A 24124-nucleotide genomic window follows, 5' to 3' on the forward strand; every position below is an offset into this window, starting at 1 on the left:
GTCGTCGGGGAAGAATTGAATGAGACTGGGATTTGGAAAAGGTAACGGGGTTGACCCGACCGGGGTGCTGAACGCAATTGCAAGCGCAGTTGTCGTCGCCAACCGGGATGGGAAGATCCGGTTTGTCAATCAGGCCACCGAACAGCTGTTTAACACCAGCGCCAGCGTTCTGTGCCGCAGCGATCTGAGCGACTTTATACCGTCAGACAGTCCGGTTTTTTCGCTGATCAAGCAGGCAATTGACGAGGCGACGCTGGTTGCCGATCACAATCTGCTGATTGAAAGCCCGAAAATCGGCAAGCATACCGTGAACCTTACCGTTGGTTCGATGCCCGATGACAGCGACTGCGCGGTTCTGACATTCGAGCCGCGCTCGATTGCCCAGAAAATCGATAACCAGCTTCTAAGCCGCAATTCTGCCCGTTCTGTCAGCGCGATGGCCGCCATTCTGGCCCATGAAATCAAAAACCCGCTATCGGGCATTCGCGGGGCGGCCCAGTTGCTTGAGCAAACCAGTAATGAGGACGACCGCGTTCTGACCCGGCTGATTTGTGACGAGGCCGACCGCATTGTCGAGCTTGTCGACCGGATGGAGATTTTCTCCGACAAGCCGATGGAACGCGGGGCTGTCAACATTCATACGGTTCTTGAACATGTGCGCCGTCTGGCCGAAAACGGTTTTGCCAAAAACCTTGCGTTTGAAGAAATCTATGATCCGTCCTTGCCGCCGGTATTTGGCAACCGCGATCAGTTGATCCAGGTATTTCTTAATCTTGTGAAGAACGCCGGCGAAGCCGTTGATCCGCAAGATGGTAAAATCATCATATCAACCCGCTATCAGCATGGCATCCGGCTGGCTGTTGCCGGCGGTGATGCGCGTGTGCATTTGCCGTTGGTGGTATCGGTCCGTGACAATGGTCCGGGCATTCCGCAAGACATGCGCGAAAGCCTGTTTGATCCGTTTGTCACGACGAAACCGACCGGTTCGGGCCTTGGTCTGGCACTGGTTGCGAAAATCATCAATGACCATGGTGGCGTGATCGAAGTGAAAGATGTGCCGGGGGGCGGCGCAGAATTCCAGATCATGCTGCCGATCTATAATCGTGCGCTGGCCGAGGGGGCCAGTGAACAACCGATAATAATCGATAACAGGGAACACACCGCATGAGCACGAGCCCTGCAAGAATTCTGGTCGCTGACGATGACCGGGCCATCCGTACCGTATTGACGCAGGCATTGTCGCGTCAGGGTCACGAAGTCCGCAGCACCGGTCACGGCCGCACGCTTTGGGACTGGATCGCCGATGGGGACGGTGATCTGGTGATTACCGATGTCATGATGCCCGACGAAAACGGTCTGGACATGGTGCCGCGTATTCGAAAATTGCGCCCAGACCTGCGCGTCATTGTCATGAGCGCGCAAAACACGCTGATGACGGCGGTCAAGGCCGCGCAGCGCGGGGCATTCGAATATCTGCCAAAGCCCTTTGATCTTAATGAGTTGATGGGCATTGTTGATCGGGCGCTTGAAACCCCGCAGGAAAGCCAGTCTGGCAAGTCAGCAGATGAAGAGGGTGATGATCGCCTTCCGCTGATCGGACGTTCGGCAGCCATGCAGGAAATCTATCGTGCCTTGGCGCGCCTGATGAATACCGACCTGACTGTTATGGTCACCGGTGAAAGTGGAACCGGTAAGGAACTGGTTGCGCGCGCCCTGCACGAATATGGCGGGCGTCGCCACGGACCGTTTGTTGCGATCAATATGGCGGCAATTCCGCGCGAACTGATTGAAAGCGAACTGTTCGGTCACGAAAAAGGTGCCTTCACCGGCGCGAACGAACGCAAGGTCGGCCGGTTCGAACAGGCCGAAGGCGGCACGCTGTTTCTTGATGAAATCGGCGATATGCCGCTTGAAGCACAAACCCGTTTGCTGCGTGTTCTTCAGGAAGGTGAATATACCCGTGTGGGTGGCCGTACGCCGATCCGGGTCAATGTGCGCATTGTTGCCGCAACTCACCGTGATCTGCGTAAACTGATCCGCGAAGGCACATTCCGCGAAGATTTGTTCTATCGCCTGAATGTCGTGCCGATCCGTTTGCCATCGCTGCGTGAACGTCTTGAAGATATTCCTGAACTGGTCAATCATTTCCTGATGCAGGCCAGCGAAGAAGGATTGCCGCGCAAGACCTTGTCGGCAGAAGCCATGGCGCGTCTCAAGGCGCATCGCTGGCCGGGCAATATTCGTGAACTGGAAAATATGGTGCGGCGTCTGACGGCGCTTTATTCCCATGATGTGATTGGCGTTGATGTCATTGAAACCGAATTTTCGGAAAACAATGTCAGCGAAGCAGCACCCAGTGCCGAGCCGCAATCCTTGTCGGAATCCATTGAACGTCATGTCCGCGAATATTTCGACGCGCATGAAGAAGACTTGCCGTCAAACGGGCTTTACGATCGCATCCTGCGCGAAATGGAACGCCCGCTTTTGAATGTGACGCTTGAGGCAACCCGCGGCAACCAGGTCAAAGCCGCCGAAGTGCTTGGCCTGAACCGCAATACGCTCCGCAAAAAGATCCGTGATCTTGGGCTGGAAGTCGTCAGGGGCACGAAATGAACAATGCGGAAAGTTCGATCTCCAACCGGATATTGAGATCGGGCTTCGTAAGGTTTCTGGGGCGTCTGGGCCAATCGCGACGGTTCGCGTTCGGTCTGGTTGCTGCTGCACTGGTTTCGGTAACGGCGACCTATCTTGCAATGACGGGGACGGCGCCGTTCCGTCCTGACCCGCGCCTGATTTTGCTTTTGCTGAATATCGATCTGGTACTGGTGTTGTTGCTGGCAACTCTTGTGGCCCGCAAGCTGGTTCAGATCTGGGTTGAACGCAGGCGCGGCGTTGCCGGGGCAAAGCTTCATACCCGCATGGTCCTGATGTTTTCGCTGGTGGCTGTAACGCCGGCGATTGTTGTTGCCGTATTTTCCGCGCTCTTCCTGCATTTCGGTATTCAGGGCTGGTTCAGTGACCGCATTCGAACAGCAGTCGAAGAAAGCATGGTTATTGCCGATGCCTATCTTAAGGAGCATCAGGAACTTATCCGTGCCGATGTTTTGGCAACCACGGCCGATTTGCAGCGGTTCGGGGTGAATTTTTCCACCAGTCCTGAACGGATTTCCGATCTTTTGACCGATCAGGCACTTGCCCGTGGTTTGCCCGAAGTCATGATGATTGACGGTTCGGGCCAAATCATTGCCCAGTCGGAATACAGCTTTTCCTATGATACCGATCAGGCGTCCATTCCCGCCGAAGTCTATGACGAAGCACGGGAAAAAGACGTGGTACTGATGATTGGGAACAGCGACAACCGCATTCGGGCGCTGGCCAAAATTCCAAGCTTCATCGATGCGTTTTTGCTGGTCGGGCGGTTTGTCGATCCCAATGTGCTTGATCGTATCGACAAGGCACGGCGGGCCGTTGACGCCTATGAAAGCCTTGAAGGTGAACGATCCGGGATCGTGATTACCTTTGTCATGATCTTTGTACTGATTTCTGTGGTTTTGCTGCTGGCGGCTGTCACACTGGGCCTTATGGTGGCAACAAGACTTGTTCAGCCGGTCTCGCAACTTATCACCGGTGCCGAACGGGTGCGCGATGGCGATTTGTCTTTCCGTGTGCCGCTTGACGGGCAGGGGGATGAACTTGAAGCACTAAGCCGCGCGTTCAACCGCATGACCGCCCAGCTTGAAACCCAGCGCAATGAACTGATTGCCGCCAACCGTCTTAATGACGAACGCCGGCGCTTTACCGAGGCCATTCTGGGCGGTGTGACTGCGGGCGTGATTGGCCTTGATCCGGATCGCAAGATCGATCTGCCCAACCGAAGCGCATCTGATCTGCTGGCTGTCGACCTTGAGGGGCATCTTGGGCAGGAACTGACGGAAGTCATCCCGGAATTTTCCCCGTTATTTGACGATTTCAGCCGTGACGGTGATCGCAGCAAGCCGCGCCAGATCGAAATTCGTCGCGATGGTGTCAATCTGACATTGCTAGCCCGGGTTACCGCCGAGTGGGCCGATGATGGCACGGTGTTCGGGTATGTCGTGACATTTGATGATGTGACCGAACTGCAAACCGCACAGCGCATGGCGGCCTGGGCCGATGTCGCACGCCGTATCGCCCATGAAATCAAGAACCCGCTTACCCCGATCCAGCTTTCGGCAGAGCGCCTTAAACGGCGCTATCTGAAACAGATCGAAGATGACAAGGATGTGTTCCAGACCTGTACTGACACGATCATCCGCCAGGTTTCAGATATCGGACGTATGGTGGACGAGTTTTCCAGTTTTGCCCGGATGCCGTCCCCGAAAATGCGCATGGAAAATCTTAGTGAACTGGTAAAAAGTGCGGTCTTTTTGCAAAAGCAGGCGCACAGCAACATCACCTATGACTTTGACCGGTCCGGGATCGAGGATTTGCAGATTTCGTGTGACGCCCATCAGGTTAATCAATGTCTGATCAATACGCTTAAAAACGCAGCCGAGGCCATCGAAGGGCGGGAAAAACCCGAAGACGGCGAATTGCCGCGCGGCCGCATTGAAATTTCGATTACCGTGTCACCAAACAATCAACATGTCTTTGTGGCTGTTTCTGATAACGGTAAAGGGCTTCCGGCCGAGCATCGCGAACGTTTGACAGAGCCGTATGTCACCACGCGGTCAAAGGGGACGGGGCTTGGTCTTGCGATCGTCAAGAAAATCATGGAAGACCATGGTGGAGAGCTTATACTCTCCGACGGCGTTGAAAGTGGGGCGACCGTGACACTATCTTTCCCGCAACCTACTGATGCCGAAATTGAAACAGGGGCGCAGGGCGCTTCTTCCTCGGGCAATTAATAAATTGCCAAAATCGCAACAATAATAAGATTGATTTGGTTCCGACATGGCGCACGACATTCTGATTGTCGATGATGAACAAGACATTCGAGCGTTGATTTCCGGTATTCTGGAAGACGAAGGCTACACGACCCGACAGGCCGGTTCGAGCCAGGAAGCCCTGGCCGAGGTGTCCGCACGTCGCCCAAGTCTGGTGGTGCTCGATATCTGGATGGATGAAAGCGATCACGACGGGATCGAGACGCTTAAACTGATCAAACGCGAGCATAGCGAAGTTCCCGTTGTCATGATTTCAGGTCATGGCAACATTGAAACCGCGCTCGAAGCGTCTCGTATCGGGGCCTATGATTTCATTGAAAAGCCGTTCAATACCGACCGTCTTTTGATGGTTGTGGAACGCGCAATTGATGATGCACGTCTGCGCCGTGAAAACCGCGAACTGACGTTGCGGGCAGGTGGTGATACAGAACTGCTGGGAAAATCGTCGGTCATCAATAATTTACGCCAGTCTGTTGACCGTGTTGCGCGAACAGGCAGTCGTATTCTGATCCATGGCCCGGCCGGTTCGGGCAAGGAAGTAGTCGCACGACTTATTCATCAGAAATCCGCCCGGGCCGAAGCCCCGTTTGTGGTTCTGAATTGCGCGAATATTTCACCGGAAACCATGGAAGAATCCCTGTTTGGGGCGGTTGCAACTGCGGATCGCGAAGCACGGACCGGTGTGCTTGAACTGGCGCATGGCGGGACTTTGCTGCTTGATGAAGTGGCAGACATGCCCCTTGAGACCCAGGGGAAAATCGTTCGGGTGCTTCAGGATCAGACATTTGAACGTGTCGGCGGATCGGTCCCGGTCAGTGTCGATGTCCGTGTGATTGCAACAACGGCGCGTGATCTTGAACAACGGATTGCCGAACAGACATTCCGTCAGGATCTATACTACCGGCTTAATGTCGTGCCGCTCGAAGTGCCGTCCTTGCAGCAGCGTCGCGACGATATTCCCGAATTGGCGGAACGTTTCCTTGAACGGTATGCGGATGCAACCGGGCTTCCGAAACGCAAATTGTCGCCGGAAGCCATGGCAACCCTTCATGCCTATGACTGGCCGGGCAATGTTCGGCAGTTGCGCAATGTCATCGAAAGATTGATGATCATGGCGCCGGATGACGACAAAACGGATCTGATCAGCGGTAAAATGCTGCCATCCGAACTGTTTTCTGATGTGCCGACGTCGCTAAGTTTTGACAAGACCAGTGAAATCATGGCATTGCCGCTGCGAGAAGCACGCGAGATGTTTGAAAAAGAATATCTCCAAACCCAGATTGACCGGTTTGGGGGAAATATTTCCAAGACGGCGAGTTTTGTCGGCATGGAACGTTCAGCGTTGCATCGCAAGCTGAAAAGCCTTGGTGTGAACAGCTGATCGGGCCATTCCCATCTTGGACTGTTGTGAACGGGAGATAACAAGATGAAGGTCATCATTTGCGGCGCCGGGCAGGTGGGGTTCCACATTGCCAAATATCTGGCTGCGGAAAACAATGATGTCACCGTGATCGACCAGTCGGAAGAACTGGTTCGCAAGATTTCAGACACCCTGGAAGTCAAGGGCATTATCGGGTTCGGATCGCATCCTGATGTGTTGCAGCAGGCAGGGGCCGATGAAGCCGACATGCTGATCGCTGTTACCTTTGCCGATGAAGTCAATATGACGGCCTGTCAGGTCGCCCATTCACTGTTTAACGTGCCAACCAAAATTGCCCGTATCCGAAGCCAGACTTATCTGCAGCCGGAATGGGCAAGCCTGTTCGGGCGCGAAAAGCTTCCGATTGATGTGGTGATTTCACCGGAAATGGAAGTCGCCCGTGCGGTCGCGCGTCGTCTGCAGGCGCCCGGCGCGTTTGACATGATCCCGTTTGCCGATGACAAGGTCAAAATCCTTGGCCTGCGGTGTAACGAAGATTGCCCGGTGATCAACACGCCGCTGCGTCAATTGCATCAGCTGTTCCCGGATCTGAATATTTCGATCCTGGGCATGATTCGCGATGATAAGCCGGTCTATCCCAAGGGCGATGATCAGATGCTGGCCGGGGATCTTGTCTATCTGGCTGTTTCAAGCGATCAGGTATCCCGTGCGATGTCGGCATTCGGGCATGAAGACCCCGAAGCACGCCGCATTGTCATCTTTGGCGGCGGCAATATTGCGCTGTTTCTGGCCGAAGAAATCAACAAGAACTTCCCGGGGGTTACCACCCGCCTGGTTGAAGCCGATCCGGAACGTGCGCGTTATGTCGCCCAGAAGCTCCCGAAGAAAAGCGTTGTCCTGCGCGGCGATGTGCTTGATCCGGAACTGCTCGAAGAGGCGAATGTCGGCAATGCCGAGGCCGTTGTTGCACTGACCAACGATGACGAGACCAATATTCTCGCATCCCTGCTGGCCAAACGGTATGGCTGCCCGCGCGCGCTGACGCTGATTAACAAAAGCACTTATAACTCGCTGGTTTCCGAACTTGGCGTTGATGTGGTGATCAGCCCGCGTATGACGACGGTGTCAACAATCCTGCATCATGTCCGCCGTGGACGTATTCGCGCGGTACACAGCCTATCAGAAGGCTTTGGCGAAGTGCTTGAGGCAGAGGCACTCGAAACCGCGCCGATCGTTGGAAAGGCGATCAAGGATATCGCGATGCCGGCCAGTGTGGTGTTTGGCGCCATTTTGCGTGATGGCGAAGTTGTGATGCCGCGCGCCAATACGGTGATTGAAGCCAACGACCGGATTGTCGTGTTTGCCGGTTCCGAGCAGATCAAAAAGGTCGAGAAAATGTTTGCTGTTCGACTGGAATATTTCTGATCGACGGCGGGGAAAAATATTCCTCATACCAATAAGCGCCCCTCATATCACCGGAAGACCAAATGTCTGACAAATTGCCCCATCCGCCAAAGGCCGTCATTTTTGACTGGGATAACACCCTTGTTGATAGCTGGGGAACCATTCAGGCAGCCCTGAATATGACCTTTGACGATTTCGGCAAGGATCGCTGGACGCTTGATGAAACAAAGCAGCGCGTTGCGCGCTCGTTGCGTGACAGTTTTCCGGTTCTGTTTGGCGAAGATCGCTGGGAAGCAGCCAAAGACAGCTTTTATGCCCATTTCAGGTCAATCCATCTTGAAACGCTGACGCCATTGGTCGGGGCTTATGATTTGTTGTGTGCGCTGCGTGACAACGGCACCTATATCGGTGTTGTCAGCAACAAGAACGGTGATTTTCTTCGTAAAGAAGCCGAGCATCTTGAATGGACGCCGTTTTTCGGAAAGATCGTCGGGGCAACCGATGCGCCAAACGACAAACCGGCACCCGATCCGGTCCATATGGCAATGGGCGACTCTTCGGCGTCGCAATATGAGAATCTCTGGTTTGTTGGGGATAGTGTGGTCGATATTCAATGCGCGCGCAATGTCGGGGCCACGGCAATCCTGATTGGTGATGAATTAACCGGTCACAGTGAGACGCAGAATTCTGCGACTCTTAGCCCTGATTGGCATTTCGCTGATTGCGAGGCGCTTGTAAGGGTTGTAAAAGGCTTCTCGAAAGTCTTATAGTTCAGACTGGTCATTAAAAATGGGGCAGGGGTCGTGACGGACCTTAACGTCGACGGCTCCACATTTTCCTTGACCGCCCGAAACCAAAAAAACGCTCATAAAAGAAGGCTAGGTCTAACCAATGGCGGAAAAATCACAGAATGTTCAGGACGTATTCCTGAATTATTGCCGTAAAAACAAAACGCCGGTTACCGTGTTTCTGGTCAACGGAGTCAAATTGCAGGGCATCATCACCTGGTTTGACAATTTCTCTGTTTTGCTGCGGCGCGATGCTCACACCCAGCTCGTGTACAAACACGCGATTTCGACGGTAATGCCGACGACACCGATTAAACTGTTTGATCCGAGCCAGCCAGCGACGGAAGAAGAAAATAGCTGACGAGTCTCTGACTTCGGGGGGAGGCACGACGCCAGACGCCCCCCGGGTCCTGGTTTTCCATCCAGAACTAAAACGCGCCGACCAGACAGCGTCTTGGCGCGATGCATCTTCGCGACTGGATGAAGCTGTCAGTTTGACTGGCGCACTTGAATTTGATGTGGTGGGCGCGGATATCGTGCCCATTGCTAAAACCCGTCCGGCAACCCTGTTCGGGACCGGTGTTGTTGAACGGCTTGGTCTGCAGATCAAGGCCGAAGAAGCCGATATCGTGATGATCAACGGCCAGCTTTCCCCGATCCAGCAACGTAACCTGGAACGCGAATGGAAGTGCAAGGTTATTGACCGCACCGGCTTGATCCTTGAAATCTTTGCTGATCGCGCGCGCACCCGTGAGGGGCGCTTGCAGGTCCAGTTGGCGTTGCTGAGCTATCAGCGATCCCGCCTTGTCCGGACCTGGACGCACCTTGAACGTCAGCGCGGCGGACGTGGCTTCCTGGCCGGTCCGGGTGAACGTCAGATCGAGATTGACCGCCGTTTGATTGGCGACAAGCTGGCCAAGCTTCGTCGTGAACTTGAAGAAGTCAAACGGACCCGTGAACTTCACCGCGAAGCACGCCGACGGGTTCCATACCCGATCGTTGCGCTTGTCGGCTACACCAACGCCGGAAAATCGACGCTGTTCAACCAGTTGACGGTATCGGAAGTCTTTGCCGAAGACATGTTGTTCGCAACGCTTGATCCGACCATGCGTGGTTTGATCCTGCCAAGCGGGCGCAAGGTCATTCTGTCCGATACGGTGGGGTTTGTTTCCGATTTGCCGCACGATCTTGTTGCGGCGTTCCGGGCCACACTTGAAGAAGTTCTTGAAGCGGATTTGATCGTACATGTCCGTGACGCATCATCGCCGGAAACCGAGGCCCAGAAACTTGACGTGCTTGAAGTTCTCAAGGCGCTGGGACTGCAAAAGGCAATTGATGGCGAAGAACTGGTCGAGGCCCTGAATAAAATCGATCTGCTTGAAGGTGATGATCTTCAAGCGGTGACGGAATATGCAAGCAGGCACGACAATACCATCGCAATTTCAGCGGTTAAGGGTCGGAATTGTGATGCGTTGCTTGAGCTGATTGAAAGCCGTCTGACCGAAGATATGCCGGTTTTCGAACTGTGCGTGCCTTATTCGGATGGCAAGTCACTGGCCCGTCTTTATGAACAGGGCGAAGTGCTTCAGCGCAGCGAAGGTGCCGACGGAATATCAATCCAGGTACGTGTGGATACCACACGTGTCGGGCGGTTTGAGGACTGGTGCGCAAAGGCCGGGCTTCAAATTCATGTGGTTTAGTGCGTAATCAAGTTTACCCGATGGGAGAAGTAGCGTGACGATAACAGTCGATATGGATAAGGTTACCGAAATTATCCGCGAGGTATCGGCAACTGAAATCGCCCCGCGCTTCGGCCAGCTTGACGACGCAGATATTGACACCAAATCTCACGCCCTTGATCTGGTTACCATCGCAGATACCGAAGCCGAACGTGTCTTGACCGCGCGCCTGACCGACTTGCTGCCCGGAAGTCTGGCACTTGGCGAAGAGGCTGCCCATGCCGATGCCAAGTTACAGGATCGGGTCTTTGCCGGTTCTGATCCGTTCTGGATCATTGATCCGGTCGATGGCACCAAGAACTTTGCCCATCATCGTCAGCCATTTCGATGCATGGTCGGGCTTTATCACGGTGGCGAGACGGTAGCAGCCTGGATTATTGATCCGATCGAAGGGCATGCAACTGTTGCTGAAAAGGGATCGGGAACCCGTTATCAGGATCAGCCGGTTTCAGTGCGATCCAACATCAAGAATGCCCGCGATGCGAAGGGTTTCCTGATTTCCTATGCCCGCGACCGCATCCGGAAACATTACGGGCATCTCGATTTCTTTGACGAGGTCGCACATTATTCCTGCTGTGGCGCGGAATATGAAGAAACGGCCCGCGGTGCATATGACTTTTGTGCTTATCGCACGTTGAAACCGTGGGATCACGCACCGGGTACGTTACTTGTGCGGGAGGCCGGCGGCTTTGCACGCTATATCATGACCGACAAGGACAATGAATATAACGCCAATGCCACAGCGCCGGGACTTCTGTGCGCAAGTTCTGAAGAACTGTGGCACGAAATAAACGAGATTCTGTTGCCGCTGTTCTCGTAACTTCACGCGGCCTATTTGTGGGTGTGAGCCAATCGTTGCCGCCATCCGGTGAAGAAGCGCGCGACGGTCCGTGTTCCTGGAATGTCTGAACAGCCCGCGTGACGTTCCACTAATCGGACTTCTGATCGAACTCTATATGCGGCAGGAAAACCAATCGGTTGGCACAAGACCGCATTCAGAGCGGTCTTGGGTAACTATGCCTGACCCCGCTCGACTTTTTTGGCGAGGTTCCAGAGCGCATCCATTTCATCCAGATCTGATTGTGCGGCGGTGCGTCCGTCGCGGGCAAGTTCGTCTTCGATGAAATGAAAGCGCTTGGTGAATTTGTGATTGGCGCCGCGCAGGGCAACTTCGGGATCCACACCGATTTTGCGGGCCAGATTGGCCATCACAAAAAGCATGTCACCCAGTTCATCCTGCAAGCGTGCGGGATCGGGGTTTTCGGTCATCTCGGCTTTGAGTTCGTCGATTTCTTCGTGAAGCTTGTCAAACACTTCGTCGGTGCTGGGCCAATCGAACCCGACACGGGCTGCGCGTTTGGTCAATTTTTCTGCGCGCATCAATGCAGGCAGGGCGCTTGCAACCCCGTCAAGGGCGCTGTGACGTTCATGTCCCTTGGTTTCTGCCTTTTGGGCGCGTTCGGCGGCCTTGATCTTTTCCCAGGTCTGATTGACGCCCTCGGTGGTGGTGGCATCACCATCGGCAAAAACATGTGGATGACGGCTGATCATCTTTGCAACGATGCTTTGTGCGACGTCTTCGAAGTCGAAATGACCGGCTTCTTTGGCCATCTGGGCATGAAAAACGACCTGAAGCAGCAAATCACCCAATTCGTTGCACAGTTCGGGCATGTCATTATCGGCAATCGCATCGGCCACTTCATAGGCTTCTTCGATCGTGTAGGGGGCAATGGTCGAAAAGTCCTGTTCAAGATCCCAGGGGCATCCGCCATCCGGATCGCGGAGCTTTGCCATGACGTCAAGCAACTCGTTGATGGCTGTGCTGTTATGGGTGCTCATGACGGGGTCCTTTTAAGCCGGAACAGAACAATGTTTTAGTCCTATCGCGCTGCATCATGGCTGGCAAGTACGGGATGCGGTCAAAACAAAACCCGCAAGGCAACAGGTGCACTTGCGGGTTCTGGTCTTGGTCGGGACGCGATCAGGATCAGGCAGCTTTAAGCTTTGCCTGCTTGTTAGCGCTATCATCCTCGGTGTTGTCGGTTTTGGCTTTGCCTTCGACCAGGCCGCGATGAAGGGCGATGACGGCCTTGTTGAAGTCGCCTTCGGCAACCACGAACTGAAGATCCACCCGGCGGCTCGGATAATGCGACGCCACCAGTTCAACACCGGCATCATCAAGAACCGACACGGCACGGGCAAACAGGCCCGGCTGGGCGATATTGGCACCGATCACCGATACGATGGCGACTTTCCGGGTCTGAACCGTTGCTTCGGGGTGCTTGGCTTCGATCTCGTCAACGCAACGACGGATCTGCTTGAGCGGTGCCGACACGTAATGGGTGATCGTATTGGCATTGAGGTTCTTGGTGACGGTCGGAACCTTATAGCGTTTCAGAACGCTAAGAATGGATTCCTCACCACCAGGAACGCCAACCATGTCCTGATTGAAAACTTCGATCTCGAACGCGGTCGGAACGCCGGTCACGATTTCAACACGGCTGCTTTCCGGATTCCAGTGGTCATCAATCACCGTGCCCGGATGTTCCGGTTCAAACGTGTTGGCAATACGCAGCGGAATATCATTCTGGCGCAGACCTTTGGCCGCGCGCGGATGAATGGCTTCCATACCCATATTGGAAAGCTGATCGGCAACATCATAACTGGTACGGCCAATCGGGCGAACGGCATCTTCACCAACAATGCGCGGATCTGCGCTTGAAAGGTGGAATTCCTTGTGAATGATGGCTTCCTGCGCCTGGGTCAGGCAGGCAATCCGCGAGAAAGTCACCTCGCTATAGCCGCGGCCATAGATGCTCATCAGACCTTCGCTGCACTGGGCATAGCCGGTTGCAATCGCAAGCTGGCTTGAAATGTCGATATCTTCGAAAACCTTTTCGATCCGGCCATCAAGGGTAGAGGCCTCCGGCTCGCGCCAGCCCGAAAGGTCTGCGAACACAGCATTGACGCCCTTGGCGCGCAGCAGAAGCATCGTGTTATGGGCACTATGTGCTTCGCCAATGGCCGAAAGCATTTCGCGAACGGTCAAAAGATGCTTTTCAAGTTTGAAATGACCAAAGCTGCAGAGGCGATGAAGATCCATCAGACAGCTGCGTGTCCCTTCAATACGTTCCTGAACAAACGCATTGGCCAGTTTCAGTTCCGGTGCGTCACCAAAGATCTGCTCGTTGATTTCGCACATCTTTTCGGAAACGCCGGTCAGGGCATCACCCCAGGCCCAATCGGTTTCCGAGCCGGCATAAAGCTGATAGACACCCGGCTCACCGGTTTTCTTGTTTTCCAGCAAAAGATCGGTAAAACCGCCATATGCCGAAACGACAAAGACCCGGTTATAGAGTTCGTCTTCTTTACGATTGCCGACCAGAATGTTGTCCATGACCGCATCAACCTGGGTCATCGACGTACCACCGATCTTGTGAACGCTATGCCCAGCGTCCGATTTTTTCTGGGCTGAAAGCATGTTGCCTCCTTTGGGGGCGTTTCCTTGAAAGTTTATTGGCTTAAGAAAGCTTGAGGCGGTCGTTGCCGGCCGCCTCAAACAAGAGTCTTAGCTGGCGAGCGCATCACCATCGAGTGGGTAGACGCCGTTTTCGTCATGGACTTCGCGGCCGTTCAAAGGCGGGTTGAACGCGCATGCGACAACCATGTCCTCGGTGCCGCCACGCAGATAGTGACGGTCATGTTTGTTGAGGATGTAAACCGTGCCCGGCTCGATCTTGTATTTCTTGCCATCTTCGATGGTTTCGACTTCGCCATTGCCCGAAATGCAATAAACCGTCTCGAAATGGTTGGCATAGCAGATTTCGGTTTCGGTGCCGGCATAGATGGTGGTGATGTGGAACGAGAAACCCATGCCATCATCGGCAAGCGACAGGCGGGTGCTTTCCCAGTTGTCCGAAACCACGCGACGGCCGGATGCTTCACATTCTTTCAGTGTGCGAACAATCATTTTTAACTCTTTGATTTTATGAAGTTGTGGGGCGCGGGCGACACCCGTGGGTGTCGCCCAACCTGGCTATTATTCAGCAGCTGCTTTGGCCGGTGCGACATCCTTGCCCATGGCTTTGGCGGTTGCCATTTCAAGAATATCAAGACCATGTGCCAAATCCTGCTTGGAGATGATCAGCGGCACAAGGCATTTCACCACTTCGTCTTCCGGTCCACTGGTTTCGATGACCAGGTTATGTTTGAAGCATTCCTTGGTGACTTTCGATGCCATTTCACCGCTTTCAAAGCAGATGCCCTGCATCAGGCCGCGGCCCTTGCGGTACAATTTGCCATCGCCATAGCGCTGCGCAATTTCTTCAAGGCGGTTACCAAGAAATTCGGCCTTGTCGCGGACATCGGCTGCGAATTTGTCATCCGACCAGAAATGGTCCAGAGCGGCGGCGGCCGTAACAAACGCGTGGTTGTTGCCGCGGAAAGTGCCGTTATGTTCGCCCGGATGCCAGATATCGAATTCCGGCTTGATCAGGACAACAGCCAGCGGAAGACCATAAGCCGAAAGCGATTTCGACAGAGTGATCATATCCGGCTTGATACCAGCCGGTTCAAAGCTGAAGAAAGTACCGGTACGACCACAGCCGGCCTGAATGTCATCGACAATCAGAAGGATGTCGTGCTTGCGGCACACAGCTTCGAGGTTTTTCAGCCAGCCGAAATCAGCTGCATTCAGGCCACCTTCACCCTGAAGCGTTTCAACGATGACAGCAGCGGGCAGGGCGACACCACTTGAATTGTCCGACAGGACACGATCAAGGTACTCGGTGGTATCAGCACCATCACCCATGTAGCCGTCAAACGGAACAGCAACAGCATTGTCAAGCGACACGCCCGCAGCGCCCCGGTGATGTTCGTTACCGGTAATGGCGAGCGAACCAAGGGTGCAGCCATGGAAGCCGTTGGTAAACGAGATCACGGTCTCACGACCTTTGACGCGGCGCGCCAGTTTAAGGGCAGCTTCGACCGCATTGGTGCCGGTCGGGCCGGTAAACTGGACCTTGTATTCCATGTCGCGCGGCTTGAGGATTTTGGTTTCAAGTGCCTCAAGGAATGCGGCCTTGGCCTTGGTATGCATATCCAGGCCGTGGGTAACGCCGTTTGATTTGATGTAATCAATCAGCTTTTCCTGCAGGACCGGATGGTTGTGGCCGTAATTCAGGCTGCCGGCACCGGCAAGGAAATCAAGATAGCGATTTCCGTTTTCATCGGTCAGCCAGGCGCCTTCGGCCGTTTCAAAAGTTACCGGGAAGGAGCGTGCGTAGCTCTGAACTTCCGATTCAAGACGATCAAATACAGTCATGGTTCCCTCTTTCAGATTGGGAAAATCAATTCCACTTGTCATGCCAAACGTTCCGGCAGGCCGGTTGTTCCAAAAACGGTGCGATCCGTTTGTTGCATGCGTTGGGTGAATATCGGTTGGGTCGGATCAGGCCGCGACGCGTTCAACGTCCTTGCGTTCAAACGGTCCGATCTGCCACAGGATTTCGCTGGCAGCGGCCCCATCGAAATGGGTTTCGCGTTCGAACTGGACTTTGCGTTTGACGTCAGCGCCAAGCTCACGTGCGACTGAACGGAATACGCCCTGTGACGGGGCATTCGTTGACGTGATCGTCGTGTTCAGTTCCGTCACGTTGTGGCATGCCGGACGATCAAGGATGTCAAGGATCAGACGTTTGGCCAGGCGCAATCCGCGCGCCTTGGGCGAAACGGCGACCTGCCAGATGAAAAGCTGGTCCGGTTTGTTCGGGACAAGATAGCCCGAGACGAAGCCGACGGCTTCGCCATCAAGTTCTGCGATCGCGCAGGTGTCTGCGAAGTGCGAGCATTGCAGCAGATTGCAATACACGGAATTTTCGTCCAGCGGCTTACATTCGGCAATCAGGTTGTTCACCGTCGCGCCGTCAGTGGCCTTGGGTTTTCGGATAATCAGGTTGGCTTTCTGGCCGGTATTGCCCTTTGTGGTGGCAATTTTCATCGGTCTGCCTGTTCTGTTATTTCGATATGCGATCATTCATGTCGCGATAGATGTATAGAATATCGATGGAAAATGATCAAGGGGGCGACTGTTAAAATCCTGTGAAATGCAATAAGTTATTGAAAATAAACGCAAATATAATGGATCGATGGTCGATAATCATTGCGGGGAAATGATGAAATAATCTTTCCTTAAAATAACGAATATCGATGTAATTAAATATCGAAAGTCGATGGAATAATGCCATATATCGTTGCGAATTGCGGTTTTCGGGGCTAAAACAGGTTTTGCAGCAGGACAAAATCAACGCCCGGATATTCATCATGGATAAATTGCACGAAGCACTGATCTCGATCCGCCGAATTTTACGGGCGAGTGATATTCACGCCAAAAAACTTGGTAAGATTACCGGGCTGAAAACGTCCCAATTGCTTGTTTTGCAGTCACTTGAAGAATTCGGCGAGATGACGGTCGGGCAGATTGCCGCGAAGGTCAACCTTGCCCAAGCATCGACGACATCATTGGTCGACAAGCTTCAGGCAATGGGGTTTGTGTCGCGCGAACGCGGCGATACCGACAAGCGCAAAGTCTTTGTCCGTCTGACAGAGCAGGGGCGATCCATCCTTGATCGTGCGCCGATGGCATTGCACGACCGTTTTTCAGACAATTTCAACAGTCTGGAAGAATGGGAGCAAACCTTCCTGATTGCCGCCTTGCAGCGTGTTTCGGGGATGATGGATGCCAGTGACATTGATGTCGCACCGGTTCTTGATCACGACGTGATCGTTGAAAAACGTGACTGATCCATCGGCATATCAAGGGCCGCACGTTCTGATCAAGTGCATCAGGTGGCTTCCATAATACACTGTAAATCAAAAATGTTTTCTATTTGAGTTCGCCGTTTTTGCGGTTGAAATGGCGTTCGAACCATTTTGCCATGATCGGTGCCAGAAGCACGATTTCGAAAATCCGCACGATATGGTGAAAGGCCACAAAGCTTGGTTCGACATTCAGGGCTAGTGCAATCAGCGACATCTCGGCCACGCCACCCGGCGCGAAGGCCAGCAGAACCGCAATGAAGTCAAGGTCGAGCCATTGTGACACGAACCAGGCAACACCGCCGGTAAAGGCCAGCACAACCAAGGTTGCCAGAACCGAATAAATCGCCAGCCGTCCCAGTACTGCAAGCTTCACACCAGAAAAGCGGCTGCCGATGGCAGATCCAAGGATCAACAGACTGCCAGCAAGAAGCCAGTCGGGCAGGTTGCCTTCGACGATGCCGGTGACATGCAAAACCATGCTTGCTGCCATCGCGCCGGTCATATAGGAGGCCGGCACACCGATTTTGCGGAAAATCAGGATGGTGACAAGGGCGCAAATCGCGGTAAGTGCGCCTTCGCCCAAGCTCATGTGGATGGCTTCGCTGTCGCCGTGTCCATTGGCGACGACACCCGTAATCAGCAAAACAATAAGCGGGGCAGACATCACCAGAAGCAGCACCCGCAAACCTTGTGTCAGTGCAATTTCCTGCTCATTCCCGCCGGCCGCAGCCCCGAGAACCACCATCGGGGTAAGTCCGCCCGGTGTTGCTGAAAACAGGGCGGTCGCCGGATCAAGACGGGCGACCTTGCTGTAAAACCAGGTGATGATCACGGTGATCACCGGGACATAAAGCAAAACAGCAATCATGCTGATGGGCCAGCGGGCCGCCTGATCAAAGGTATCGGGCGTAAAGGAAGCGCCAAGAAAAATCCCGATCACGCCCAAAATCACAGACCGGAACTGCATGGGAATACCCATCGGCACGCGCAGAAGGCTTGCAACAAAGGTTGCGAGCATCGGCCCCATCATCCATGCCAGTGGCATATTGATGGAATGGGCGATGAGCCCGCCAACAAGTCCGATCCCAAGGCCAATGGCCAGTTTTTTAAAAAAGCGCGGTGTCAAAACACTGGAAAATCGTGTGATCCAACTGTCTTGTGATGGATCGTCCTGTGTTTTGGTCATTACGCGTCAGCCTTGTTTTTTTCGATTTGTTCGAGGAAGCCGTCAATGGCATCACGCAAGCGCGATGCTTCGGTATTCAGGGTGTTGGTCGCCCGGGTCACATTTTCCGAGCCGTTATGAACCCGTGCGGTTTCGTTATCAAGCGCGCCGACGGCTTCGGCAACGGTACGCATGCCGCCATTCGCATCCTGGATGCTGTCGGAAATGCCGGCTGTGGAGGCCTGCTGTTCTTCGACAGCTGCCGCAATTGCCGCCGCCGACTGATCGACTTCGCCAATCACATCGGCAACAGAATGAAGCGCATTGACCACATTGTCGGTCAGACCACGGATTTCTTCGACCTGGCTTGCGATATCTTCGGTCGCGCGCGCAGTTTGCGAGGCCAGGTTTTTGACCTCGCCGGCAACAACGGCAAAGCCTTTGCCGGCATCGCCAGCACGTGCGGCTTCGATCGTGGCATTCAGGGCCAGAAGGTTAGTCTGGCTGGCAATGTCTTCGATCAGGCTGACGATATCACCAATGCGCTGGGTGGCAGAGGTAAGCTGTTCAAACAGGGCGCGAGAATGTTCGCTTTCCTCGCGGGCGCGCCCGGCGACAGTTGCGGAATTCTGGGCCTGCTGACCGATTTCGGCGATGGCTTCGGAAAGGCTGGCAGTCGTTTGCGATACCGCTTCGATGTGATGGAGAACCTGCTCGGAATGTTGATTGGCATCGGCAGAACGGGCGCTGGCGTGGGTGGCGATTTGTTCCATATCGCTGGCCGAACCGTTCAGAGATCCGAATTCACGGTCAAAGCCCGACAGGGCTTCCTGAACGGTGCGCTGGAAATGTTCGGTCGCCTCGATCAGGTTTTGCTGACGTTGACGTTCAAGGCCGCGCACGCGTTCGCGTTCCTTGCGCAGGTTTTCGGCTTCGCGTGACTGGTCGCGCAAGACGGTTACAGACCGGGCAACAGTGCCGATTTCATCACGGCGCTGAACGCCACGGACCTCGATATCCAGATCACCATTGGAAATCTGTTCGATCAAATGGGCAAGGTCGGTCATCGGCCGTGAAATACGGCGCGATACAAAAATCGATACCGACCCGGCAATCAGGACCACAACAATGGCAACAACAACAAAGACCTGCTGGAGGGCTTCTGCCTGGGATGTTGCTTCGGCAAAGGACGTTGTCGCGATGTCGTGGGATTGCACAAGAATTTCATTAAGCGGCGCTTGCAGGGCCTGGAATGTCTCATCGGCCTGGGCGATGACTTCCAGCGCGCCATAAATGTTCATTTCGCTTTCGACAAGGAACTGGTCAACCTGTTCCATGTATTTTGTGTAGTTGCTGCGGAATTCGTCACCACCAACAGTGGCCAGACGATCGGCAAGCGGTGCCAGTTCTGTCGACAGCTTGCTGACTTTTTCACGCAGGTCGGGGACAACTGCGGCATTAATGCCATTGGAATCCCAGGTCAGAATACGAAACAGCGATCCGTGTGCCTCATTTAACGCACTGCTGAGCGTCAGGGCATCGGATCGCCGTTCATAGGCTTCGACGCGAAGGCTGGTGAGAGTTGCTTTTTCGCTTTGAAGGGTTGCGACGGTGGCAATCCCCATGGCGATGATGACGATCATAAGGAAGACCGGAACCAAAAGGGTCTTGGGGCCGATCGACAGATTATCAATAAAACGCATTCACCAGTTTCCTTCGCGCCGATTAACGTCGGTTTTTAGAGTTCACCGTCATTGGGAACTGTTTTGCGATTACGCATCCATTCCCGAAGGTTCCCGATCAGCGGAGCAGACAGGAACAGAATGCTGATCAACAGAATGACGAGCGTAATCGGGCGTTCCCAAAGGAACGAGATCGACCCGTCACTGATTGCCAGGGCACGACGCAGGTTTTCTTCCATCATCTTGCCCAGAATGAAGCCAAGAAGCATCGGCGCCATCGGATAGTTCAGCAAGCGCAGGCCGATCGCGATTGCCGCTGCAATCACCATCATGTGGATGTCCATGGTGTTAAAGGTCACCAGATAAACACCAACCAGCGAGAAGAACAGAACGAACGGCACCAGAAGCTGCTGGGGCAGGGCAAGCAGACGGGAAATATACGGGATCAGCGGCAGGTTCAGGATCAGCAACACCACATTCCCGATATACATCGAAATGATGACAGACCAGAACACAGCAGGCTGTTCAACAAACAGGCGCGGGCCAGGCTGAACGCCATAGGAAATCAGCGCGCCCATCATGACTGCCGTCGTACCCGACCCCGGGATACCAAGGGTCAGAAGCGGCACGAACGAACCAGAACACGCGGCATTGTTTGCAGTTTCCGGCGCCGCCAGACCACGGATCGAACCTTTGCCGAACTGAAGCTTTTCCTTGGCCGAAGCAAGGTTGCGTTCCATGCCATAGGCCAGGAACGAGGCAATGGTCGCACCCGCACCCGGAAGAACACCGGTGAAGAAACCAAGGATCGACGAACGGCCAATGACCGGAACCATGGTTTTGACTTCATCCTTGGAAAGCTTCATCGAGCCCAGGCTTTTAAGGGCCTTTTCTTCGTCGCTACGTGTGTCCTTGGTCGGACGCAGGATCGACAGTAGTGCCTCGGACAGGGCAAAGGTCGACATCGCCAGCAACAGGAAGCTGATACCGTCGATAAGATCCATGCTGCCAAAGGTAAAGCGTGCAACACCGGCCGCCGGATCGGTGCCGATGGTCGACAGCATGATGCCAAACAGCGTCATGGTGATGGCCTTGAGAACCTGGCCCTTGCCGGCAAAGGCCGATACGGCCGTAAGACCCAGAACCATCAGTGCGAAATAATCGCCAGACTGGAAAGACAGCGAAACAGAGGCCAAGGCAGGTGCCGCCACCAGCAGGAAAATCGCAGCAATCGTACCACCCGAGAACGACGCATAGGCCGCAATTGCCAGCGCCTTGCCAGCCTGGCCTTTCTGGGCCATCGGATAGCCGTCAAAGGCGGTTGCAACTGTACCGGCAACACCCGGTGCGTTAATCAGAATAGAAGAGGTCGACCCACCGAAAATCGCCCCATAATACACACCAGCCATCAAAATCAGGCCGGTCGACGGATCAAACCCGTAGGTGATCGGGATCATCAGTGCAATGGCGGTAATCGGGCCAAGACCGGGGAGCATCCCGATAAAGGTGCCTGCGAAACAGCCAACAGCAACCATCAAAAGGTTGATCGGCATGACAGCGGTCGAAAGACCGGCGAAAATTCCATCAAGCATCGTTCGACATCCAACCGAGATAGTAGAAGAAATCGCCAGGGGTCAGGTAAATACCCATCAGATAAAGCAGGCCCCAGAATGCGAGTGTGACAAGAACAGCCGTCAAAACCAGAACCAGGGGACGTCGTTCGCCAAGGGTATAGAAACCACCCATCAGGAAGAGGGAGGTCGAAATCGGGAAGCCAAGCTGGCGGATCGTCAGGCCGTAAAACACCATCAGACCGGCAAGGATGACAACGCGGCGCCATTTGAGGCCGCGGAAGGCATCCGCAAGGTTGCCGGCCTCCTGGTTGGCCGGCAGGATCAGTTGGATAAAGGAAACCACGCCCAGGATCCAGGCAAGTGCATTAGGGAGGGTTCTGGCGTTAAACGGGGCATCCTCGTCGCCAAACAGCAGCGGGATATCACCGACATAAAAGCCATAAATCAGCGCAAGGCATAGGAATAGCAATGCGCCGAATTTGTCGCGATTGATGGACATGGCGTGGTTTCCTTCGGAGGTCTTTTTACTTGTGTTCTAGTGGCTTATTTCAGGAAGCCGAGTTCGCGCATCAGGTCGCCAACGACCTTTTCCTGGTTTTCCATGAAGGCGGAAAACTCGGCACGCGGCTTGTAGATTTTTTCCCAGCCATTGCGCTTGCGAACGGTTTCCCATTCCGGGGTTGCCTGAACGTCTTTCAGGACCGCTGCATAGGCATCCGCTTTTTCAGCCGAAAGTGCCGGGGAGCCGAAATAACCGCGCCAGTTGACGAATTCGGCATCAATGCCGAGTTCACCGAGCGACGCTACGTCCGGAGCTGCTTCAACGCGTTCTTTCGAGGTCACGGCAAGGATGCGGATCTGGCCAGCTTTGGCCAGTTCAAGCAGTTCACCAAGACCGGTCGACAGAACTTCGGTTTCACCCGACAGAAGGCCTGCAATTGCTTTGCCGCCAGCATCGTAGGGGATGTATTTTACCTGTTTCGCATCGCCGCCAGCTTTCTGGACAGCATAGGCAGCAACAATGTGGTCCATACCGCCACGAACCGAACCGCCGCCGAACTTGACCGAGTTCGGATCCGCTTTGACAGCGTCAACTACATCGGTAAAGGACTGGAATTTGCTGTCTGCCGGAACTGCAAATGCAGCATATTCAGCAACAACAGCAGCAATCGGGGTCAGGTCACGGAAGGACTGCGGGAACACACCGGTCAGCGAACGAACGATGATCGGGGTGGAGTTGACCATAAGGGTGTTGTCAAGACGGTCAGCCGCTTCGATCATGTAGGCAATGGCTTTACCGCCGCCGCCGCCAGACATGTTTTCGTAGGATGCGGTGCCAACCAGACCGGATTTGGTCAGGGCTTCACCGGTACCACGTGCCGTACCGTCCCAGCCGCCGCCAGCGCCGCCCGGAATGACGAAGTGAATTTCATTGATTTCTGCGGCTTTGGCATCCATGGCGCCAAATGCAGCAGTCGAAACAGCAACAGCGGTTGCTGCGGCAATAAATCCGCGACGCGAGAACATCGTCAGCTTATTCATCAGGGTCTCCTCCAGACACTAAAGCATTTTCCCAGACCACCCGTTTGGCGGTCGACCGATCGAAAGGAACAAAACTTCGACAAGGAAGATGGTTGATGTCGCAATGCCGATACAGTTTCCCCATCAGCATACGACCGCTAAAAATGACCTCCCTTGCCGATATTCTTTTTGTTTGTTCCAGGCACATTCAAGACGCACCCGGATCGGCAGTTGGAGGACGTTAGCAGTAGAACCTGTCATCAACCTGTCATTGCGGATAATTGCGTGAAAATTTTTCACATCATTTTTGCGGCAATGGAAAAGGTGGGAGGGAATACGCGGTCAGCCAGACAGTCGGTCGCCACATTCTGTGGCATGGTTTTGCAATGTTTTCAGAATGTTATGGCGTTTTTCGCGTGTGAAGCGGCTGCTTGGGCCGGATAGTGCCAAGGCACCCAAAAGATGCCCTTGACGGGCCAGAACGGGCACCGCGATCGCCGATATGTCCGGGTCACGTTCGCCTTCGCTTTCGGCAAACCTGTCATCAAGAACCTCGATCGCGCGATCATCGACACCATCGCCCCAGGCACGGATAACATGACCGGCCGCCCCGCGATCACAGGGCAAAAGAGCACCTTCTTCAAGATGATGGCGCAAACTGCGCGACGAGTTTTCACGAAACAGACAAAGTCGACTTGATCCTTCGGGCACATAGAAAGATGCCGTTTCCCCGCTTTCTTTGACCAGTGCCGACAGATGGGGGCGCACCACATCATCCATGCGATAAGAACGCCGATAGATCGAACCCAGTCGCCACAAGGCCGGCCCCAACCGATAGCGACCACGTCCCGACAACATCAGAAAACCGTGGGACTCCAGCGTACCCGCCAGTCGCGACAGGGTGCTTTTATACATTCCGGTGCGTTCAGCCAGATCCTTAAGCGACAAGTCGCCGTCCTGATCGGTAAAGACATCCAGAATTTTAAGGGCGCGTTCAACGGCGGTAACGTTTTGGTCTGACATGAAAAATCGTCCTGTTCCAGGCGGGTGATCGGCGATGACGTGCTGTTTGGATTTCGCGATGGTCCAAAATTCTATATAATAGAACATAATTCTACTAGACAGA

The 24124-nt window shown here is 54.2% G+C and carries 21 protein-coding genes; 10 read left to right on the forward strand and 11 right to left on the reverse strand.

The features are described 5' to 3' along the window. Positions 1 to 19 precede the first annotated feature (19 nt). The 9 genes from SIB88_RS12565 to SIB88_RS12605 all read left to right on the forward strand — a co-directional run bounded on the left by SIB88_RS12565 (position 20) and on the right by SIB88_RS12605 (position 11057). A complete protein-coding gene (locus tag SIB88_RS12565) occupies positions 20 to 1168 on the forward strand; it encodes a two-component system sensor histidine kinase NtrB (protein ID WP_068519037.1) in 1149 nt (382 codons plus the stop codon). Then, complete coding sequence (ntrC, locus tag SIB88_RS12570) at positions 1165 to 2613, forward strand: nitrogen regulation protein NR(I) (protein ID WP_068519038.1); 1449 nt, start codon at positions 1165 to 1167, stop codon at positions 2611 to 2613. The genes SIB88_RS12565 and ntrC overlap by 4 nt, the downstream gene beginning before the upstream one ends. Then, positions 2610 to 4886 (forward strand): ATP-binding protein, encoded by a 2277-nt coding sequence (locus SIB88_RS12575; protein ID WP_412558188.1) that lies wholly within the window; start codon positions 2610 to 2612, stop codon positions 4884 to 4886. Before ntrC ends, SIB88_RS12575 begins: the two co-directional genes overlap by 4 nt. Before the next feature lie 46 nt (positions 4887 to 4932). Continuing rightward, positions 4933 to 6306, forward strand: coding sequence for a sigma-54-dependent transcriptional regulator (locus SIB88_RS12580; RefSeq protein ID WP_068519040.1), 1374 nt, complete (start codon positions 4933 to 4935; stop codon positions 6304 to 6306). A gap of 45 nt (positions 6307 to 6351) precedes the next feature. Continuing rightward, complete coding sequence (trkA, locus tag SIB88_RS12585) at positions 6352 to 7731, forward strand: Trk system potassium transporter TrkA (RefSeq protein ID WP_068519041.1); 1380 nt, start codon at positions 6352 to 6354, stop codon at positions 7729 to 7731. 62 nt (positions 7732 to 7793) lie between these two features. Continuing rightward, positions 7794 to 8480, forward strand: coding sequence for an HAD family hydrolase (locus tag SIB88_RS12590; RefSeq protein WP_288349576.1), 687 nt, complete (start codon positions 7794 to 7796; stop codon positions 8478 to 8480). A 121-nt stretch (positions 8481 to 8601) separates the two neighbouring features. Next, on the forward strand, positions 8602 to 8859 hold the full coding sequence (hfq, locus tag SIB88_RS12595; RefSeq protein WP_008891082.1) for an RNA chaperone Hfq: 258 nt from the start codon (positions 8602 to 8604) through the stop codon (positions 8857 to 8859). 7 nt (positions 8860 to 8866) lie between these two features. Beyond that, on the forward strand, positions 8867 to 10198 hold the full coding sequence (gene hflX, locus SIB88_RS12600; RefSeq protein ID WP_371833739.1) for a GTPase HflX: 1332 nt from the start codon (positions 8867 to 8869) through the stop codon (positions 10196 to 10198). 34 nt (positions 10199 to 10232) lie between these two features. Beyond that, positions 10233 to 11057: an inositol monophosphatase family protein gene (locus tag SIB88_RS12605; protein WP_412558189.1), complete on the forward strand. Its 825-nt coding sequence runs from the start codon at positions 10233 to 10235 to the stop codon at positions 11055 to 11057. Positions 11058 to 11251: 194 nt separating this feature from the next. Here the strand turns inward: SIB88_RS12605 and mazG are convergent, their stop codons facing one another. The 5 genes from mazG to ectA form a co-directional block, all read right to left on the reverse strand. Further along, the gene (gene mazG / locus SIB88_RS12610; protein ID WP_412558190.1) at positions 11252 to 12076 is read right to left on the reverse strand and encodes a nucleoside triphosphate pyrophosphohydrolase; all 825 of its coding nucleotides are present in this window, start codon (positions 12074 to 12076) and stop codon (positions 11252 to 11254) included. Positions 12077 to 12224: 148 nt separating this feature from the next. Next, the gene (locus SIB88_RS12615) at positions 12225 to 13718 is read right to left on the reverse strand and encodes an aspartate kinase (protein WP_412558191.1); all 1494 of its coding nucleotides are present in this window, start codon (positions 13716 to 13718) and stop codon (positions 12225 to 12227) included. Between the two features lie 87 nt (positions 13719 to 13805). Further along, positions 13806 to 14207, reverse strand: coding sequence for an ectoine synthase (locus SIB88_RS12620; protein WP_068519046.1), 402 nt, complete (start codon positions 14205 to 14207; stop codon positions 13806 to 13808). Positions 14208 to 14276: 69 nt separating this feature from the next. Next, complete coding sequence (gene ectB / locus SIB88_RS12625) at positions 14277 to 15602, reverse strand: diaminobutyrate--2-oxoglutarate transaminase (protein ID WP_233433030.1); 1326 nt, start codon at positions 15600 to 15602, stop codon at positions 14277 to 14279. A gap of 84 nt (positions 15603 to 15686) precedes the next feature. Continuing rightward, positions 15687 to 16235: a diaminobutyrate acetyltransferase gene (gene ectA / locus SIB88_RS12630; RefSeq protein ID WP_068519047.1), complete on the reverse strand. Its 549-nt coding sequence runs from the start codon at positions 16233 to 16235 to the stop codon at positions 15687 to 15689. 323 nt (positions 16236 to 16558) lie between these two features. Here ectA and SIB88_RS12635 point away from each other — a divergent pair, with 323 nt between their 5' ends. After that, a complete protein-coding gene (locus tag SIB88_RS12635; protein WP_068519209.1) occupies positions 16559 to 17038 on the forward strand; it encodes a MarR family winged helix-turn-helix transcriptional regulator in 480 nt (159 codons plus the stop codon). 82 nt (positions 17039 to 17120) lie between these two features. Here the strand turns inward: SIB88_RS12635 and SIB88_RS12640 are convergent, their stop codons facing one another. The 6 genes from SIB88_RS12640 to SIB88_RS12665 form a co-directional block, all read right to left on the reverse strand. Continuing rightward, positions 17121 to 18242 carry an AbrB family transcriptional regulator gene (locus SIB88_RS12640; RefSeq protein ID WP_250283585.1) on the reverse strand — a complete coding sequence of 374 codons (1122 nt, stop codon included), beginning with the start codon at positions 18240 to 18242 and terminating at the stop codon, positions 17121 to 17123. After that, positions 18242 to 19924: a methyl-accepting chemotaxis protein gene (locus SIB88_RS12645; protein ID WP_412558192.1), complete on the reverse strand. Its 1683-nt coding sequence runs from the start codon at positions 19922 to 19924 to the stop codon at positions 18242 to 18244. Before SIB88_RS12645 ends, SIB88_RS12640 begins: the two co-directional genes overlap by 1 nt. Before the next feature lie 35 nt (positions 19925 to 19959). Continuing rightward, positions 19960 to 21495 carry a tripartite tricarboxylate transporter permease gene (locus SIB88_RS12650; RefSeq protein ID WP_068519050.1) on the reverse strand — a complete coding sequence of 512 codons (1536 nt, stop codon included), beginning with the start codon at positions 21493 to 21495 and terminating at the stop codon, positions 19960 to 19962. After that, positions 21488 to 21976, reverse strand: coding sequence for a tripartite tricarboxylate transporter TctB family protein (locus SIB88_RS12655; protein WP_101246259.1), 489 nt, complete (start codon positions 21974 to 21976; stop codon positions 21488 to 21490). Before SIB88_RS12655 ends, SIB88_RS12650 begins: the two co-directional genes overlap by 8 nt. A 44-nt stretch (positions 21977 to 22020) precedes the next feature. Then, entirely contained in the window at positions 22021 to 23019 is a 999-nt protein-coding gene (locus SIB88_RS12660; protein WP_068519052.1) for a tripartite tricarboxylate transporter substrate binding protein, read from the reverse strand. Positions 23020 to 23340: 321 nt separating this feature from the next. Further along, positions 23341 to 24021, reverse strand: a complete 681-nt coding sequence (locus SIB88_RS12665) for an IclR family transcriptional regulator (RefSeq protein WP_412558193.1) — start codon at positions 24019 to 24021, stop codon at positions 23341 to 23343. Positions 24022 to 24124 lie beyond the last annotated feature (103 nt).

Source organism: Thalassospira sp. MIT121401 (assembly GCF_047125595.1).
In the GTDB taxonomy this organism is placed as follows: domain Bacteria; phylum Pseudomonadota; class Alphaproteobacteria; order Rhodospirillales; family Thalassospiraceae; genus Thalassospira; species Thalassospira povalilytica.

Bases quoted from the DNA above. Each gene is read 5' to 3' on its own strand.
- SIB88_RS12615 (WP_412558191.1), bottom strand. From the start codon at position 13,718: ATGCTTTCAGCCCAGAAAAAATCGGACGCTGGGCATAGCGTTCACAAG.
- SIB88_RS12635 (WP_068519209.1), top strand. From the start codon at position 16,559: ATGGATAAATTGCACGAAGCACTGATCTCGATCCGCCGAATTTTACGG.
- hfq (WP_008891082.1), top strand. From the start codon at position 8,602: ATGGCGGAAAAATCACAGAATGTTCAGGACGTATTCCTGAATTATTGC.
- trkA (WP_068519041.1), top strand. From the start codon at position 6,352: ATGAAGGTCATCATTTGCGGCGCCGGGCAGGTGGGGTTCCACATTGCC.
- ectB (WP_233433030.1), bottom strand. From the start codon at position 15,602: ATGACAAGTGGAATTGATTTTCCCAATCTGAAAGAGGGAACCATGACT.
- mazG (WP_412558190.1), bottom strand. From the start codon at position 12,076: ATGAGCACCCATAACAGCACAGCCATCAACGAGTTGCTTGACGTCATG.
- ectA (WP_068519047.1), bottom strand. From the start codon at position 16,235: ATGAAAATTGCCACCACAAAGGGCAATACCGGCCAGAAAGCCAACCTG.
- ntrC (WP_068519038.1), top strand. From the start codon at position 1,165: ATGAGCACGAGCCCTGCAAGAATTCTGGTCGCTGACGATGACCGGGCC.
- SIB88_RS12660 (WP_068519052.1), bottom strand. From the start codon at position 23,019: ATGAATAAGCTGACGATGTTCTCGCGTCGCGGATTTATTGCCGCAGCA.
- SIB88_RS12620 (WP_068519046.1), bottom strand. From the start codon at position 14,207: ATGATTGTTCGCACACTGAAAGAATGTGAAGCATCCGGCCGTCGCGTG.
- SIB88_RS12645 (WP_412558192.1), bottom strand. From the start codon at position 19,924: ATGCGTTTTATTGATAATCTGTCGATCGGCCCCAAGACCCTTTTGGTT.
- SIB88_RS12565 (WP_068519037.1), top strand. From the start codon at position 20: ATGAGACTGGGATTTGGAAAAGGTAACGGGGTTGACCCGACCGGGGTG.
- SIB88_RS12665 (WP_412558193.1), bottom strand. From the start codon at position 24,021: ATGTCAGACCAAAACGTTACCGCCGTTGAACGCGCCCTTAAAATTCTG.
- SIB88_RS12640 (WP_250283585.1), bottom strand. From the start codon at position 18,242: ATGACCAAAACACAGGACGATCCATCACAAGACAGTTGGATCACACGA.
- SIB88_RS12590 (WP_288349576.1), top strand. From the start codon at position 7,794: ATGTCTGACAAATTGCCCCATCCGCCAAAGGCCGTCATTTTTGACTGG.
- SIB88_RS12655 (WP_101246259.1), bottom strand. From the start codon at position 21,976: ATGTCCATCAATCGCGACAAATTCGGCGCATTGCTATTCCTATGCCTT.
- SIB88_RS12575 (WP_412558188.1), top strand. From the start codon at position 2,610: ATGAACAATGCGGAAAGTTCGATCTCCAACCGGATATTGAGATCGGGC.
- SIB88_RS12580 (WP_068519040.1), top strand. From the start codon at position 4,933: ATGGCGCACGACATTCTGATTGTCGATGATGAACAAGACATTCGAGCG.
- SIB88_RS12650 (WP_068519050.1), bottom strand. From the start codon at position 21,495: ATGCTTGATGGAATTTTCGCCGGTCTTTCGACCGCTGTCATGCCGATC.